This window comes from Halioglobus sp. Uisw_031, from assembly GCF_047729875.1.
Classification (GTDB): Bacteria; Pseudomonadota; Gammaproteobacteria; order Pseudomonadales; family Halieaceae; genus Marimicrobium.
On the sequence record NZ_CP159826.1, the window covers coordinates 598,052 to 615,040 of the forward strand.

The following is a 16,989-nucleotide window of genomic DNA, read 5'->3' on the forward strand; positions in this document are numbered from 1 at the left end:
CGGATGGCCAGGGTTCGCCGTGGGCGCCCGGTGGATGGCATTCTACTGCTGGACAAACCCCTAGGGGTTAGTTCGAATCATGCATTGCAGAGCGTTAAGCGACTGTATGAGGCCGCCAAGGCTGGCCATACCGGCAGTCTTGATCCGCTAGCCACTGGCGTGTTGCCACTGTGCTTTGGTGAGGCAACCAAGTTTTCTCAGTATTTGCTGGATGCAGACAAAGCCTACGAGAGTACATTCGTGCTCGGTACCGTCACCGATACGGGTGATGCAGAAGGGCGGGTGCTGGAAGATAAAGATGCCAGCGGCGTGACAGAGAGTGACGTTATTACAGCATTGCAAGCCTTCGAGGGCGAGATAGAACAGATTCCCTCGATGTTTTCTGCCATCAAGCAGGGCGGGCAGCCCCTTTACAAGTTAGCGCGTAAGGGTCTGGAGGTGGAGCGCAAACCGCGCTCTGTGGTCATAAAGACGCTACAGCTGCGCGCTTTCCGTGGCGGTGAAAGGCCTGAGGCGGATATTTACCTGGAGTGCAGCAAGGGTACCTATGTGAGATCGCTGGCGGAGGATCTCGGTCGCGCAATCGGCTGCGGTGCCTTTGTTAGCGCGTTGCGGCGAACCAGGGCGGGACCGTTTGGAATTGAAGACAGTATGACCCTGAGCGGCCTTGAAGCACTGAAGGGTACCGGTGAGTCTGGCGTGCTGGACACGCTTTTATTGCCCACGGATGCCGCCTTGGGGGCACTGCCGCTGGTTCGCCTCAGTGAATCCAGCGGTTTTTACATGCGCCAGGGTCAGCCGGTAATGGTGTCAAATGGCCCCCGAGATGGTATTGTGCGCGTCGCCCTCGACTCGGGAGAGTTTTTGGGGGTTGGAGAAATGTTGGATGACGGGCGAGTAGCGCCGCGTCGTCTGATTGTCACCGGGAGGTGACGCGAACCTGTCTGTAAATCTGCACGGACAGGCTCTTTTATTCATGAAGGGTGGTACGCCACCTAAGGCAGATTAAGCAAGAGGAAAGAGCAATGGCATTACATGTAGAAAAGAAAGCAGAGATTGTAAAAGAATATCAGGTGGCCGACGGCGATACTGGTTCCCCAGAGGTACAGGTAGCACTGCTGACCGCGAATATTGAGCAGTTGCAGGGGCACTTCAAAACGCATTCACATGACCACCACTCCCGCCGAGGTCTGATCAGGATGGTTAACCAGCGTCGCAAGTTGCTGGACTACCTCAAGCGCAAGAGTGTTCCGCGTTACAGTGATCTGATTAAGCGACTTGGCCTACGTAGATAGGCCACACCCTTGCCGGGGCGCTCATGGGAACGTCTCGGTGTCATTTTGAGAATTGGAGAATTAAAGTGAATCCAGTAACTAAAACATTCCAGTACGGTGGCCAGACTGTCACTTTGGAGACTGGTCGTATTGCTCGGCAAGCAAGTGGAGCCGTCTTGGTGACCGTTGAGAACACTTCTGTGTTGTGCACCGTGGTTGCGGAAAAAACCGAGCGACCAGGCCGCGATTTCTTCCCGTTGGCAGTTCATTATCAAGAAAAAGCCTATGCGGTAGGTAGAATACCCGGTGGCTTCTTTAAGCGTGAAGCCCGTCCTAGTGAAAAAGAGACACTGACGTCTCGTCTGATCGATCGTCCGATCCGTCCCTTGTTTCCAAAGGGCTTTATGAACGAAGTGCAAGTTATCTGTACCGTTATGTCTGCGGATAAGCATATCGATCCTGATATCCCTGCGATGATTGGCACGTCTGCCGCGTTGGCAATTTCCGGCTGCCCATTCAATGGTCCAATCGGCGGAGCTCGGGTTGGCTTTAATGAAGCCCAAGGCTACTTCCTTAACCCCACCTACGCACAGTTGGCAGATAGCAAGTTGGACATGATTGTCGCTGGCACGAAGGATGCAGTGCTGATGGTTGAGTCTCAGGCTCAGGAATTGAGCGAAGACCAAATGTTGGGCGCGGTACTGTTTGCACACCAGGAAATGCAGGCGGTTATTCAGGCGATCAATGAATTGGTTGCTGAAGCAGGCAAACCTCGCTGGGAGTGGAAACTTCCCGATGTCGATGAAGCATTAATGACGGCTGTTGAAGATCAGGTCAAGGTTGATTTGGGCGAAGCATACCGTATCACCGAGAAGGCAGTTCGTTACGAGCGTGTCAGTGGAATTCGCGCTGCGGCAATAGCGGCGCTGGCTGTGGAGGGAGGCCCTTCTACAGACGAAGTGAAGAACATCTTCAAGAAAATTGAAAAGAGTTTGGTACGCAAACGCATTTTGTCTGGCGAACCGCGTATTGACGGCCGTGATACGCGCACTGTGCGTCCCATCGCGTGTGAGGTTGACGTACTCTCCAAGGTTCACGGTAGTGCTCTGTTTACACGTGGCGAGACACAGGCTATTGGCGCGGTAACACTCGGTTCTACGCGTGACTCTCAGATAATCGATGCGTTGGAAGGCGAGCGTAGAGATCCCTTTATGCTGCACTACAATTTCCCTCCGTATTCTGTCGGTGAAGCAGGTCGTGTTGGCTTTACAAATCGTCGCGAAGTGGGTCATGGTCGTTTAGCGCGTCGTGGTCTGACCGCTGTTCTGCCGACCAATGAGGATTTTCCCTACACTATTCGTGTCGTCTCAGAGATTACGGAGTCTAATGGCTCCAGCTCCATGGCCTCGGTTTGTGTTGGTTCCCTGGCATTGATGGCTGCAGGCGTACCCTTGAAAGCGCCCGTTGCCGGCATCGCGATGGGTCTGGTAAAAGAAGGTAACCAGTTTGCTGTGCTTACCGATATATTAGGTGATGAAGATCACCTTGGTGATATGGATTTTAAAGTGGCAGGAACTGCAGAGGGTGTGACTGCGCTGCAGATGGACATCAAGATTGAAGGCATCAATGAGCAGATCATGGAAGTCGCATTGGAACAGGCACAGGTTGCCCGTTTGCACATCTTGGGCCAGATGAATGAAGTGCTGCCATCAGCTCGTACCGTAACATCTGAAAATGCTCCTAGCATGACCACACTCAAAGTTGATTCCGATAAAATCCGGGATATCATCGGCAAAGGTGGTGCGATGATCCGATCAATCACTGAGCAGTCCGGTGCGACGGTCGATATTGATGACGATGGTACTGTGCGTATCTTTGGTCAGGATCAGGCTTCGCGAGATGCGGCAGTGGCTTTGGTTGAAGAGATTACAGCAGAAGCAGAAATTGGGGCAGTGTATGAAGGAACGGTTGCACGTATCGTAGACTTTGGCGCCTTCATTAACATCCTGCCAGGTAAGGATGGACTAGTACACATTTCGCAGATTGCGAATGAGCGTGTGGAGAATGTGTCTGACCATCTTAAGGAAGGTGAAGTTGTGCGAGTCAAAGTGCTGGATGTAGATCAGCGTGGCCGTATCAAGCTTTCTATCAAGGAGTTACTTGAGGACGAGGCTTCTACTGCTGAGGAATCTCCGGCGGCACAGGAAGCGTCTGAGTAAATCATCGTCTAAGCCTTTTTGGGGCTGACAAAGGGATGTGCTGTTAGGCACGTCCCTTTTTTTTATCAAGATTTTTTGTCAGCCTCAAGCTGAATGAGATTGTTGTGTGATGCCGGGGCGGCTCAGGACGGTCGATTCTTTACCAGGTTCTCCACTACAGATGGATCTGCTAGCGTACTGATATCGCCTAGGTTATCCAGTTCGTTTTCAGCGATTTTACGCAGGATTCTGCGCATAATTTTTCCTGAACGGGTTTTAGGTAGCCCGGGTGCCCACTGAATTATATCGGGTTTAGCGATGGTTCCAATTTCTGCCGCGCATGAGGCTATCAATTCGGCCCGTAACTTTTCGGATGGCTCGACACCCTGCATGGGTGTGACGTAGGCGTAGATGCCCTGGCCTTTGATGTCGTGAGGATAGCCCACCACTGCAGCCTCAGAGATTAGCGCGTGCAGCACGAGGGCGCTTTCGATTTCGGCAGTACCCAAGCGGTGACCAGAGACGTTAAGCACGTCATCCACGCGACCGGTGATTCTATAATAGCCATCCTCATCACGACTGGCACCGTCTCCGGTGAAGTAGTAGCCGGGGTAGGGTTTGAAATAGGTATCAATCATGCGCTGATGGTCACCATACACACTGCGGATTTGGCCAGGCCAGGACGATTTAATGACAAGGTAGCCTGCGCCAGGCCCTTCGATTTCGACGCCTTGTTCAGTTAACAATGCCAGGTCGACGCCGAAGAAGGGTAGGCTCGCGGAACCGGGCTTCAGGGCCATGGCTCCGGGTAGGGGAGTGATCATGTGAGCACCTGTTTCCGTTTGCCACCAGGTGTCTACGATAGGGCAGCGAGAGTCGCCAATCACGTTGTAATACCACTCCCAGGCTTCCGGGTTGATGGGTTCCCCCACGGTGCCCAATAGCCTCAGGCTTGCGCGTGAGCTGCGAGTGACTGGCTCATCGCCCATCGCGTGAAGGGCGCGGATTGCTGTAGGTGCAGTGTAAAACGTGTTGACCTGGTGTTTGTCGATAACCTCCCAGCAGCGGCCTGCGTCGGGATAGGTAGGCACGCCCTCAAACATCAGAGAAATTGCGCCATTGGCGAGCGGGCCATAGATAATATAAGTGTGCCCAGTTATCCATCCCACATCAGCCGTACACCAGAAAACGTCACCTTCGCGATAGTCAAACACATACTTGAATGACATGGCGGATTGCAGGAGGTAGCCGCCAGTGGTGTGTAGAACCCCTTTGGGTTTGCCGGTGGAACCTGATGTATAGAGTATGAAGAGAGGGTCCTCTGCATCCATGGACTCGGGTGTGCAATCGCTGTCTGCACTGTCAACTGTGTCGTGGTACCAGATGTCCCGGTCTTCGTGCCATTCGATATCCCCGCCGGTGTGTTTTACTACCAGACAGGTATGAATATTGGGGCAGGCGGCCAGCGCCTTGTCTGCATTGGCCTTGAGTGAGACCTTCTTACCTCCGCGAACACCTTCATCTGCGGTGATCAGAGTCTGACAGTTTGAGTCCAATATTCGATCTTTAAGGGCTTCTGGAGAAAATCCGCCAAACACCACCGAGTGCACAGCACCAATGCGGGTGCAGGCTAACATCGCAAAGGCCGCTTCAGGAATCATCGGCATATAGATACAGACCCGGTCGCCCTTGCGCACACCGCGAGCTTTTAGAGTGTTGGCCAATCTGCAGACGTGATCTTTCAATTCACCATAGGTAATGTGTTTGCAGTCGGCCGGATCATCGCCTTCCCAGATCAGTGCTGTCTGGTCAGCTCGTTGGGGTAGGTGCCGGTCAATGCAATTGTAGGATACATTGAGCTTGCCTCCGGCGAACCATTCGGCATCACCCTTGCTGAAGTCATAGCGGACAACGGTGTCCCACGTGTGATCCCAATCCAAAAATTCATTAGCCATTTCTGCCCAGAAGGTTTCAGGATCATTCAATGACTGCTGATACATATCCCGATAGCGTTGAGCATCTATATGGGCGTCGTTGAAATTGGCAGGTACTGGACGGGTGAGAGAGATAGGCATATGGTTTTCCCTTAATATATTTGCGCAGCACAAGACAATACGTGCCCGGCTGTGTTGTGCAAGCCGGTCGCTGACAACGGGATAAAAAGAATGCGGGTTTAGTGGCCGCTGGCCAGCATGCCCCAATCGGATACTGGGTTGAGTGACAGCCTCACGTTGTCAATAAGACGCGTGGAGCCCAGACAAGCCGCCGCTAGGATAGCAATTTCCTCAGTGTCTTCTGTAACGGCAAGAAGAGTGTGGGCATCGCGAACGGCAAAGTAGTCTGCATCAAACCCCGCCTGCAGTAACTTGATACGTGCGTGTGATTCCAATTCAAAAAAGTTGTCAAAGCCACACGCAATAGCTTCACGGCAACTATTAAGGGTTTGGTTTAATGTGGGCGCGATACGCCTCTGCTCAAAGGAGAGGTAACCGTTACGAGAACTTTTGGCCAAGCCATCCTCGTCACGGGTGGTAGCGACCCCGACGATGTTGATCGGTATACACAGGTCTTTCACCATTTTTCGGACAATAGACAGCTGTTGGAAGTCTTTCTCACCGAAAACCGCTATGTCGGGCTGTACGATATTGAACAATTTGCTAACGACGGTGGTAACGCCGTCAAAATGACCTGGTCGACTACTACCACAGAGCGTTTCACCCAAGTCAGGAACGTGCACGAGAGTTTGAGCCTGCATCCCTTCCGGGTAAATGTCTTTTACACCAGGCGTATACAAAACTTGAACGCCTTCGCTGAATAATTTTTCTTTGTCAGCGGCCAGTGTGCGAGGGTAGGCATCAAGGTCGTCGCTAGGACCAAATTGCAAGGGATTGATGAAAATGCTGACGACAACGATGTCACATAGCTGACGAGCTTTGCGGACGAGGTCCAAATGGCCCTCGTGCAGATTTCCCATCGTCGGGACAAAACCAATGCTCTGACCATTGTGGCGAAAACCGCGAAGAGCGGATTGCAACTGAGCATTGCTGCTATAAGTTCGCATATCTACTGTATCCCTGAGGTCCGAAATGACAACGCTAAACCAGCAAAACAACACGGGTTTTAACTCTTACCCTGAACTCGATTCTACTCTTGGATTGCTCGGAAGTATGCCTCAACATATCTCGCCCAGCAACGTGTTTTTAGGGACAATTCACATTATTTGTTACGAAAAGAAGCAGCAAAAGAGCCGTAACCGTGTTCTTACACCACATTGAGTCTGTGAGTGCTCACTTATCATGCGATAACACTGCAGCCGTGCTCAGCGGTGATCAGTTGTAAGTATGCTCTTCCTGCGGGTAACGGCCCGCTTTGACCGCGTCGACAAAGGCGCGGAGACCGCCGGCAATACTGGATTGGTCTTCCATGAAGTTTTGTACGAATCGTGCCGTGTGCTGCGAAAGTCCGAGCAAGTCGTGCATGACTAAAACCTGCCCATCGGTATCGCGTCCTGCGCCGATACCAATGACGGGAATATCCAGCTTCCGAGTGATATCGGCGGCCAGGTGTGAGGGCACGCACTCCAGTACCACCAGGCTCGCGCCGGCGTCCTGAATTTCCACAGCATCTGCCAAAATAGACTTGGCTTCCTTGGGTGTCCGCCCCTGTACTTTGAAGCCTCCAAACGTATTGACAGATTGGGGCGTGAGGCCGAGGTGGGCGCATACAGGAATTCCACGCTCGACCAAACTGCTGATGGTGTCGCTCAGCCAAGTGCCGCCTTCCATTTTCACCATATGCGCACCTGCTTGCATAAGTTGAGTGGCGCTCTCCATAGCCTGTTGCGTGGTTGTATAACTCATAAACGGGAGGTCTGCGATAACCAGTGATTTCGGCTCTGCTCGGCATACGCACTGTGTATGGTAGGCCATGTCGGAGATCGTCACCGGTATAGTACTGTCGTGGCCCTGTAGCACCATGCCCAGAGAATCGCCCACCAGAATTGCTTCTGCACCTACCTCGCTGATAATCCGTGAGAAGGTGGCGTCATAGGCAGTGATACAGACAAACTTTTCACCGCTGGCTTTCATCTTGTCCAGGGTGCTAATCGTAATTTTACCCATGGCTAGAGTCCTGTCTGATTCTTTGTCACTACTTCAGGTTCTGCACGGTAGCAACACTATCTGAAAAATGTGGGATTGAAGTAGTGGCGCCCACTACGAATATCGAGCAAATAATTTACCAGGTCTTTGTAATCTGCTGCGTTGTTTGCCAGGTCGATTTCGCTGGCGTTGACGATGAGCAATGGAGCGTCATCGTAATATAGAAAGAACTCACTGTACACTTCGTTCAGTCGTTCAAGATAGCCCCTGTCTATGTTTCTCTCGATGGCTAAACCCCGGTTTTCGATGCGAGATAGCAAGACATCGGTGGATGCCTGCAGGTAAACGACAAGGTCAGGCTTAGGCGCATCTATGGTGAGCTGTTTATAGACCTTGTCATAGAGCTGATACTCATCTCTGTCTAGGTTAATTCTCGCAAACAGCGGGTCTTTCTCGATGAGAAAGTCGGTCACGCGCGCGGGCTCAAAAATGTCAGCCTGACGGATATCCTGGATCTTTTGGGCCCGTTGAAAGAGGAAAAACAATTGAGTCGCTAAGGCTGCCTGCTTGCGACGCTGGTAGAATTTTTCAAGGAACGGATTCTCTTCAGCTTCCTCAAGCAGCACAGCATAGTTGAAGCTGGCGGCCAGTTTTTTGGCGAGGGTTGTCTTACCTACCCCTATGGAGCCTTCCACGGCAATGAAGGCAGGCGGGGTGCGCCCCTTCAAATCTATCTTGATAGCCCTTGTGTCCGGCATTAGGCATGGCCCTCTTTTGTGCTACCCGCTTGGCGAGTGTTAGTTGACTAGTAGCGGGTATTCAGTCCTGATCAGGTCTGCATCTGTACACTGTTGTAATAACGTATCCAGATCACTTCCGTCTGGCAATACCAGATTAGTGTCGCTGATTTCACGCAGGGGATACAGTACGAAATTGCGTTGCTGCATGCGCGGGTGCGGCACGGTTAATCGCAGCGAATCTATCTGTAGGTCGCCGTATAACAGCAGGTCGATATCGAGGGTGCGAGCCCCCCACCGAATATCTCGTACACGGCCTTGATCCAGTTCTATCTGTTGTACGGCGTCCAGTAGTGCTATCGGGGACAGATTCGTAGCAAGCAGCAGTACAGCATTGAGGTAATTGGGTTGGATGCCTGGTCCGACCGCCGCACTGCTGTAAAGGCTCGATATCCGTTCAATACGTGTGTCCCGCAGCTGTTCCAGTGCGGCCAAAGCTTTGTGCAATTGATTTTTTGGGTCGCACAGATTGCTGCCCAGACCAATGTAGGCGGGTGTCACGGTGCGGGGTTGGGGCGACGCTTCCGAATTCTTTTGGGTCGCTTGTGGTTGTCCTCCATAGATGCCGCTTTTTCCAAACGCTGCTCTGGCGGCAACTCCTGAATCTCCGTCCACCAGCTGCCCAGTTCACCGGTGTCTTCTCCGGCTTGCTCTCGCAGTAGTAGAAAATCATAAGCAGCCCTGAAGCGACGGTGCTCGATCAGTTCCACGGCCTTACGTCCTGACCGTCGCTGCAGACGCAGTTGAAACTCCCAAATTTCTCGCATTGGTTGACTGAAGCGACGGGGAATAGAAATGTGCTTAACGGCTTCTGTAATTGCGCTGTGTGCCGCACTGTGCATTGCCACCATCGGCGCCTCACCGCTGCTCTCAAGGACTTCAAATTGCTTGCTGACAATTGGCCACAAGAGGGCCGCGAGAATAAAGGCTGGTGTCACATGCTTGCCCTCGGCCAGACGCTCGTCGGTATTGCCCATGGCCGCCTGAACCAATGTCAGTGCTTTGTCGTCCTGTTGGATGCATTGGCTGGTGCCCGGAAACAGGTAGCGCAGTAGGTCGTATTCCAGAAGGTTGTCCAGTGTTTTTGCAGCGCTTCCTGCGAGGAACAGTTTCAGAAATTCGTCAAACAATCGCGCGGCGGGAATCTCTGCGAGCAGGTGCGCACAGCGAGGAATAGCCTCGGCTGTCTGTTGATCAATGCTGAAATCAAGTTTGGCTGCGAAACGAACCACACGTAACATACGCACGGGGTCTTCTGTGTAGCGCTGCTCTGGAATGCCGATAATACAAATAGTGCGGTTTTCGAGATCTTTAAGACCGTGTAGGTGATCGAATACTTCGAACTTGCCGGAATCGTAGTACAGGGCGTTTACGCTGAGATCGCGTCGCGCAGCATCTTCTTCCAGTGTGCCGTAGACATTATCTCGAAGCAGAAGGCCGCTGGCAGACTGTCGGGAGTGGTTGCCCCCCTTCTCGTCTTGTTGGCTTTCATTGAGTTTGGTGTCGTGATGGCCGCGGAAGGTGGTTACTTCTATGATCTCGCGACCAAAACGCACGTGTACAATTCGAAAGCGACGACCAATGATGCGGGAATTGCGAAACAGTGCCGTTACAGCTTCTGGTGTCGCATCCGTTGCGATATCAAAGTCCTTGGGACGCCCGCCGAGTAACAGGTCGCGAACTGCGCCCCCAACGAGATAGGCCTGGAATCCACCGCTACGTAATCGCGACATGACCTTGAGCGCACCGTCGCTGATATTTTTGCGGGATATACAGTGTTGATCCCTAGGGATTATGTCCAAACGAATAAGAGCCTGTTGAGGGTTTTCTACCGGTCTTAAGTCTACCACAGAAGTAATCACGGTGCCGCTGGATGGGCGAGCAAAGTGCGGGCAAAAGAAAGGGGAAACACTGTTTCCCCCGTCCAGATCTTCCTTTAGGAATTATTTTTATTGCTGTGTGTTGTTATTTTTATTGAGATGATCAAAACAACGTCAGTTTTGAATGCTTTACTGCCTCCAGGGGCCTAAAAAGTCGCATCGCCAGTCGCCAAATTGACCTTAGACCATCGCCTTTCGGCTTCGCATAATACGCAAAAAAACAAAAATGAAGGGAAGATATCTTCCCCCATCCAGATCCATATCAGGCTTTGTTATTTTTATTGCAGCAGCTATTATTTTTATTGGTCTACTACCTTTTACATAGCAAATTCCATGCCAAATTAAATTATTCTATACTAATCAGGGGGTTATAATTTATGGCGTATACTGGGTCCAGGAGGAAAGACCTTTTTGTTACTAAAATACTCTCGTTTGAGGTGTGCGTTCGCGCTTGGGTAACGGTTATTTGTCCTCAGTAGCAGTGATTTTGGTTCGGTTATTCACATTGCCCTTATTTCTGGGCATACCAAATCGTTGGCGGCGCTCCCACAGGCATTTGCGGCTGACACCTAACTTTTGCGCCAGCTCCGTTTCGCTCATGGAATCCTGGTGTTCCAGCACGAAGCGCTGAAAATAATCCTCCAGTGACAGGTTTTCTCCGGGGTCATGATTTGGTGTGACGGCACTTGGGCTGATCGAAGCATTGGGGCTCTCCTGACCGCGAATACGGTTGATGTTGACCAGTTCGAGATCAATGCCGAGTGCTTGATTGTCGATTTCTTCACCGTTGGACAAGACTACTGCCCGTTCAATGGCGTGCTCCAGCTCTCTGACATTTCCCGGCCATTGGTAGGTTGTAATAGCTTGGATGGCTCGCGGAGACAAGCGCATAAGGCTTTTCCCGGAACGTCCTGTCTGGGTTTCCAGCATACGTTCGGCCAGATACAGGATGTCTTTGCCCCGTTCTCTCAGGGGTGGTAGCGCCAAGCAAAGGACATTTATCCGATAGAATAGGTCTTTGCGGAACAATCCGTCCGCTGCCAGACTTTGCAAATTGCGGTGGGTAGCGCAGATCAGTCGAACGTTGACCTTGCGCGAATGCACCGACCCTATGCGACGAATTTCTCCCTCCTGAATAAAGCGCAGCAGTCGTGCCTGCGCCTCCATGGGCAGTTCGCCAATCTCATCGAGAAACAGCGTGCCCCCATCAGCGGCTTCAATCAGCCCCATACGACTGGCGTTGGCGCCCGTGAAGGCGCCTTTTTCGTAGCCAAACAGCTCAGACTCGATAAGTGTATCGGGAATTGCTGCGCAGTTGACCGAAATCATGATGTTATCGGCGCGCAGGCTACTTTCGTGTACGCTGCGCGCCACCAACTCCTTACCCGTCCCTGTTTCACCTAGCACCAGCACTGTAGAGTCAGTGGGCGCCATTTTTTTGATATGCTCAAAGAGCAACCGCATCGCGGGACAATTGCCGATTATGCCGTCCACCGCAGAAAACGTTCCGTCGATGGTTGCGGACTCTTTCGCAGGACGAGCGGTAGGGTGATCGGCAATGATGCGTTGCACGGCGATGACCATATCGCCGTGATCAAAAGGTTTGGCGATATAGTCCACTGCGCCCATACGCATAGAATCTACGGCTGATCGCAGGCTGGCATAGCTGGTCATAATTAATACCGGCACATCCCCCGCTTTTTTAATCAGGTCGGTACCTGGCGCGCCAGGAAGACGTAAGTCACTGATGACGAGGTCAAAATTGGTAAAAGTGTGATCTTTTTCCGCTTCTTGTACTGAGCCGGCCTCGCTGACCTGAAAGTTGTGTCGTTCCAGTAGGCGACGCAAAGCAGTCCTGATAACGGACTCATCTTCGACAATGAGAATCTTTTGCATACGGTGTTACCTATGAGTCATTCCTACTCAACATACTACTCCCCAGTGGAATATTCCAGCCTAGGCGAGCAGATGCCTCTTACTTAAGGTTACATTTCATAGCCCGGCCCGTAACAGGCGGACGATAAAGATAGGGTGACCCGGGTGCCGCATTGAGCATCCTGGCTTACTGGGCTCGTGAGATGAACTTTGCCATTCATGTCATCCATAATGCTAAATACCAGTGCCAGCCCCAGTCCGGTGCCAACACCGGGATCCTTGGTGGTGAAGAAAGGCTCGAAGACCTGGGCCTGTAGTGCCTGTGGAATGCCGCTGCCGTTGTCTTCCACATCAATTTGTACTTGATCACCACCTGTACTGGCCCGTATATGCACCTCCCCGTTGTTGTCACAAGCGTCTCTGGCGTTACCCAGCAGGTTGATAAACACCTGTAACAGGCGCTGGCTATCTGCCAGTACCAGTAATTCCCGGTCGCACTGATTGTCAAACTGCACCGGCGTGGCTTCTCTGTCTAAGGCCAACAAATGAATGGCTTCGTCCACACAGTCTGCTAGGTTGGCGGGCGCCAGTTTAGTCTTTTCCAAAGATGAGCCCGCGTGTGAAAAGTTCATCAGTGATTCTACTATCCGCGTGACCCGACTGGTTTGCTTAAGGATATCCTGCGCCATGATGCGGATTTCCTTCGGGTCTGATTCGTACTCGAGATTTTGTGCAAGACACGCGATGCCAGTGACTGGGTTGCCGATTTCATGAGCGACACCGGCGGCGAGACGACCAATTGACGCCAAGCGTTCATTTTGTAGCAGCTCTTCTTCCAGTAATTCGATGTCGGTAATGTCCTCCACCATGATGACTGTATTGCTATCATGGTTGTCCTTGATCAGTGTTTTGTGCAGATCAACCCAGCGTGAAGGACTGTTCTCCATAGCGACTTCTTTTTTTATCACCGTTTCAGTGTCCCCTCGCAGAAACCCTTCAAGAATAGAGCCCCATGGATGCGGGATGTTGCCCAATAAAGATCCCAGAACATCAGTTGGCGCGATTCCGGTGATCCGCTGCATACTTTGATTCCACATGAGTAGCTCGCCGTCGGCACTAATCGAGCAAGCGCCTATAGGGAGTTTGTCCAGTGTTTCTCTGTGGTGTCTGCGCAGATTATCCAGATCCGCCGCCAATCCTGTAAAATGGGGTTTGGTCTGATCGAGGGTTCGCTCCATCAGGTGGATGTCTTCGGTGTCGGTGTGCGCGCCAGGCAGGAAGGGAATGCGGCCTTCGATGATACGGTGGGCGACGGCAGGACCCAGTAGCCCCGACAAATTTGCTTCTAGTCGCGCGCGCAGGCGCCTCAGAGCATAGGGCCTGGTCTCAGAGGACGAAAATTGTAGTTCACTTAGCGCTCTTTCGACTTCGGATTTTGCAGTGTTTTCTCCCAGAGACAACGCCAGGCGCTGGCTGAATGCTGCAGGGCTGTAGACGGACAATATCCGACGTGTAGGTCGGGCGAGGTCGTCCATAGAGCAAATCTCTGCGGCAATTTTTTCCTCGTCTGAGCTCCTTCTTGTCACAAGCGAAATGACAATGAACAAGGCGGTATTGATTCCCAATGAAACCAGAGCAGTGGCTGTCGACAACTTATCGTTGTGCCCTAGCACCTTGGAGTAGAGCGAGGTGAGCAGTTCCGGGTTTTGTCCGCCGAACAGCGGTAACAGCATTGAGAAAAACCAGATGCCCAGTCCGCCGCTGAGACCAACGAGGAGGCCGGTGCGGTTGGCTCGGGGCCAATAGGGAGTAGCAATGATGCCTGGCAGAAACTGTAGTGTGCCAATGAACGCCACCAACGCCAGCTGCGAGAGGCTTTGCCGACCGTTTAGTGTCGTAAAAAAGATATACCCGGCCAGAATAAGAATCGTAATTAGACCCCGGCGCAGCCATTTGAGCTGAACATAGATATCTTGTCTTCGATTGATTTGCAGCGGACGAAAAGGCAGCACCAGGTGATTGAGACACATATTGGACAGTGCCAGTGTCGTGATGATAATAGTGGCACTGGAGGCTGATAGGCCCGCTACAAAGGCGGCGGTACTGATCGCACCGGACTGCAGGGCCATGCCAATCGCCAGCCCAGTGTAGTCCATCGGCAACTCGTGGCCCAGCTTGACCCCTGCCCAGGTCACCGGAAGAATGGGCAGACTCAGTAACAGCAGATAGAGCGGAAGCCCCCAAGTGGCAATGCGCAAGCCGCGACTGTCGTTGTTTTCGGCAAAAGCCATATGAAAGATGTGGGGCATACACACTGCGCCCGCGAAAAATATCAGCAACAGGGCGCGGGCATCGTCGCCCTGGATAGGCTGGGCCAGTTGATTGCTCATCTGCGGATTTTCAAGTAACCACTGTTCCAGCCCCGCAATGCCCCCGAATACGGCGTAAACCGCTGCGAAGAAAAGAATCAACATAGCACTTAACTTGACTAGCGATTCAAACGCGATGGCAGTCACTAAACCGGTGTTACGGTGCTGAGATGATACATGGCGAGTACCGAACAGGATGGAAAATACTGTGATGATGACGCAAAAAAGAAATGCCAGCAGGTTATTTCGATTTCCACCGAACGACTCGGTCGCACTGTCACCAGCAAGGATATGGATGCTCTCGGATACTGCCTGAATTTGGAGCGCGAGCAGCGGCAGCAGTGTGATGCACATAGCAACGGTCACCGCAGACCCGACCCAAGGGCTGCGAAAACGGAACGTCAGGACGTCTGCCAGAGAAGCGAGTTGATAGACCCTGCACAGTCGCAACAGAGGCATCAACAGTACGAGGGGCAACACAAACATTAAGACCACGCCGAGGTAGTACAGTAAAAAGTTGTAGCCGAACTGGTGGGCCATGGCGATCACGCCATTGCTGGCCATTGCTCCAGCGAATACACCTAGAGAAAGGACATAGACGGCGGGGTGATGGGTAATGCGTTTCGGGATGATGCCGCGGTCGGCCAGATAAGCCACTGCAAACAAGCCGGTAAGATAAGCAATAATAACCAGCAGTATTTGACTGAGGCTAAAGATCATCTGGATATCTCTTGCGCTGGTTCCAGTAGGCTGCTGCCACGATCAACAGCCACAACTGGTAGGGCCGGTACCAGGCGACTTCTGAACTGACCACCCAGCTCTCGATCGCGGGAAAAAAAATCAGCACAACGCCGACAGTCAGTAACAGGAAGCGGTTGATATACATGATCCAAGTTCCCCCATTAGTAGCCGTTACTGTATTGATGAAAACATTGCTGAAACGCTGTCTGGCATTGGATACTACTGAAGCGACTGCTGTGCGTAAAGTTCATGCACTCAGGCCAATGCTGGCGGCAGGGATGGACGACACGGCTGGGACCTGCTCGAGTGACCAGTGCTCGATAGCGTAGGCTAGCAGTTGTTCGACGCTCGCCAGCGCCGCCGGTGGTTCGCATTGGTGCAGGAAGCGCAAGGCACAGAGCAGGTTACTGTGAGCCATGCGGTTGTCCAGTGCGGGCGCGTGGTTCTGTTTGCTAAATTTTTGTCCCTGCCCAGTTGTTATGACAGGAAGGTGGCAATAGCGGGGAGTAGGATAATCCAAGCGTTGCTGCAGAAAGATCTGGCGTGGTGTTGAGTCGAGCAGGTCCGACCCGCGCACAACGTGGGTGATACCCTGCTCGGCATCGTCGACGACCACTGCTAGCTGATAGGCATACAGTTTGTCCTTTCGTTTTACCACGAAATCTTGCAGAGATTGACCCAGCAATGTGTGCTCTGGCCCTTGCAGTCTATCTGTGAACAGAATGTCCTGTTCACAAGGAACACTGATTCTGACAGCAGCAGGGCCGGATATTTTTGTCTGAGATGTTCGGCAATTGCCCTGACAGGCGCCGCTTGTGCTCAGTATTGCGCGGGTGCAGTCACAGGGGAAAAGGTTGCCGCGATCCGCTAGATGAGTGAGCGCAGCGGCGTATGCTGAGGTCCGTGTACTCTGGTACAGGATATTTTCGTCCCAGTGTAAGCCGTGACATTGCAGGCTGTGGAGGATGCTGTCGGCAGCGCCAGGTTCCTCGCGGGGAAGGTCAAGGTCTTCCATGCGGACCAGCCAGCTGCCAGTGGAGTGACGAGCGTCTAGAAAGCTTGCTAGGGCAGCAATCAGAGAGCCTAGGTGCAGCGGACCGGTGGGCGAGGGCGCGAAACGCCCTCGGTACTGTATGTTAGAGCGGGGCACCGTTAGCGCCCGCAGAGCTTAGCCCATTTCCTGTTTTTCTTTGATCTCGGCCAGCGTCTTGCAATCGATACATTGGGTCGCAGTCGGTCTGGCTTCGAGACGCTTGATGCCTATATCAACGCCACAGGCCTCACAGTATCCGTAGTCGTCAACATCAATGAGCTCCATAGTGGAGTCGATCTTCTTGATCAGCTTGCGCTCTCTGTCTCGTGTGCGCAATTCCAGACTGAATTCTTCTTCCTGAGTGGCTCGATCGGCTGGATCAGGGAAGTTGGCAGCTTCATCTTTCATATGGTTTACAGTGCGATCCACTTCTTGCATCAAATCGCTCTTCCAATTCAGCAAGATCGTCTTAAAATGCTCGCGCTGTTGCTCATTCATGTACTTTTCGCCCCGTTTCGGTTTGTAGGGCTCGAAATTGTTGAACTCAAGGCCGACTGAATTCTTGGGCGCTTTGGGTCTTTTGACTGTTTTAGTCGCAGTAGCGGCCTTAGCGCCCTTAGCGGGTTTGACCGTTTTAGTCGCAGCGGCGGCCTTAGCGGGTTTGACCGTTTTAGTCGCAGTGGCGGCCTTAGCAGGTTTGCTTGTTTTAGTCACAGCGGCGG

At 52.4% G+C, this 16,989-nt stretch carries 13 protein-coding genes and 1 pseudogene; 3 read left to right on the top strand and 11 right to left on the bottom strand.

The annotated features are described in order from the left end of the window. The first annotated feature begins 3 nt into the window (after positions 1 to 3). From truB to pnp, 3 genes are all read left to right on the top strand, one after another. Entirely contained in the window at positions 4 to 933 is a 930-nt protein-coding gene (gene truB, locus ABXT62_RS02705; protein ID WP_415357008.1) for a tRNA pseudouridine(55) synthase TruB, read from the top strand. Positions 934 to 1,025: 92 nt separating this feature from the next. After that, positions 1,026 to 1,295, top strand: a complete 270-nt coding sequence (rpsO, locus tag ABXT62_RS02710) for a 30S ribosomal protein S15 (protein ID WP_415357009.1) — start codon at positions 1,026 to 1,028, stop codon at positions 1,293 to 1,295. Between the two features lie 65 nt (positions 1,296 to 1,360). Further along, positions 1,361 to 3,493 (top strand): polyribonucleotide nucleotidyltransferase, encoded by a 2,133-nt coding sequence (pnp, locus tag ABXT62_RS02715; RefSeq protein WP_415357010.1) that lies wholly within the window; start codon positions 1,361 to 1,363, stop codon positions 3,491 to 3,493. Between the two features lie 122 nt (positions 3,494 to 3,615). On the opposite strand, the gene acs is transcribed toward pnp, so the two are convergent. The 11 genes and pseudogenes from acs to dksA form a co-directional block, all read right to left on the bottom strand. Further along, positions 3,616 to 5,547 (bottom strand): acetate--CoA ligase, encoded by a 1,932-nt coding sequence (gene acs, locus ABXT62_RS02720; protein WP_415357011.1) that lies wholly within the window; start codon positions 5,545 to 5,547, stop codon positions 3,616 to 3,618. Positions 5,548 to 5,645: 98 nt separating this feature from the next. Beyond that, positions 5,646 to 6,533: a pantoate--beta-alanine ligase gene (gene panC / locus ABXT62_RS02725; RefSeq protein WP_415357012.1), complete on the bottom strand. Its 888-nt coding sequence runs from the start codon at positions 6,531 to 6,533 to the stop codon at positions 5,646 to 5,648. Positions 6,534 to 6,801: 268 nt separating this feature from the next. Further along, positions 6,802 to 7,593, bottom strand: a complete 792-nt coding sequence (gene panB / locus ABXT62_RS02730) for a 3-methyl-2-oxobutanoate hydroxymethyltransferase (RefSeq protein WP_415357013.1) — start codon at positions 7,591 to 7,593, stop codon at positions 6,802 to 6,804. Positions 7,594 to 7,649: 56 nt separating this feature from the next. After that, the gene (locus tag ABXT62_RS02735) at positions 7,650 to 8,330 is read right to left on the bottom strand and encodes a deoxynucleoside kinase (protein ID WP_415357014.1); all 681 of its coding nucleotides are present in this window, start codon (positions 8,328 to 8,330) and stop codon (positions 7,650 to 7,652) included. 39 nt (positions 8,331 to 8,369) lie between these two features. Next, entirely contained in the window at positions 8,370 to 8,870 is a 501-nt protein-coding gene (folK, locus tag ABXT62_RS02740; protein ID WP_415357015.1) for a 2-amino-4-hydroxy-6-hydroxymethyldihydropteridine diphosphokinase, read from the bottom strand. Further along, positions 8,867 to 10,231 (bottom strand): polynucleotide adenylyltransferase PcnB, encoded by a 1,365-nt coding sequence (gene pcnB / locus ABXT62_RS02745; RefSeq protein WP_415357016.1) that lies wholly within the window; start codon positions 10,229 to 10,231, stop codon positions 8,867 to 8,869. Before pcnB ends, folK begins: the two co-directional genes overlap by 4 nt. 480 nt (positions 10,232 to 10,711) lie before the next feature. Then, positions 10,712 to 12,145 (bottom strand): sigma-54-dependent transcriptional regulator, encoded by a 1,434-nt coding sequence (locus ABXT62_RS02750; RefSeq protein ID WP_415357017.1) that lies wholly within the window; start codon positions 12,143 to 12,145, stop codon positions 10,712 to 10,714. An 89-nt stretch (positions 12,146 to 12,234) separates the two neighbouring features. Further along, positions 12,235 to 15,213, bottom strand: coding sequence for an ATP-binding protein (locus tag ABXT62_RS02755; protein WP_415357018.1), 2,979 nt, complete (start codon positions 15,211 to 15,213; stop codon positions 12,235 to 12,237). Then, on the bottom strand, positions 15,203 to 15,379 hold the full coding sequence (locus ABXT62_RS02760) for a hypothetical protein (protein WP_415357019.1): 177 nt from the start codon (positions 15,377 to 15,379) through the stop codon (positions 15,203 to 15,205). The genes ABXT62_RS02755 and ABXT62_RS02760 overlap by 11 nt, the downstream gene beginning before the upstream one ends. 102 nt (positions 15,380 to 15,481) lie before the next feature. Beyond that, positions 15,482 to 16,384, bottom strand: coding sequence for a tRNA glutamyl-Q(34) synthetase GluQRS (gluQRS, locus tag ABXT62_RS02765; protein ID WP_415357020.1), 903 nt, complete (start codon positions 16,382 to 16,384; stop codon positions 15,482 to 15,484). An 18-nt stretch (positions 16,385 to 16,402) separates the two neighbouring features. Then, a pseudogene (gene dksA / locus ABXT62_RS02770) lies at positions 16,403 to 16,810 on the bottom strand (RNA polymerase-binding protein DksA); the annotation flags it as partial. Between the last annotated feature and the right edge of the window lie 179 nt (positions 16,811 to 16,989).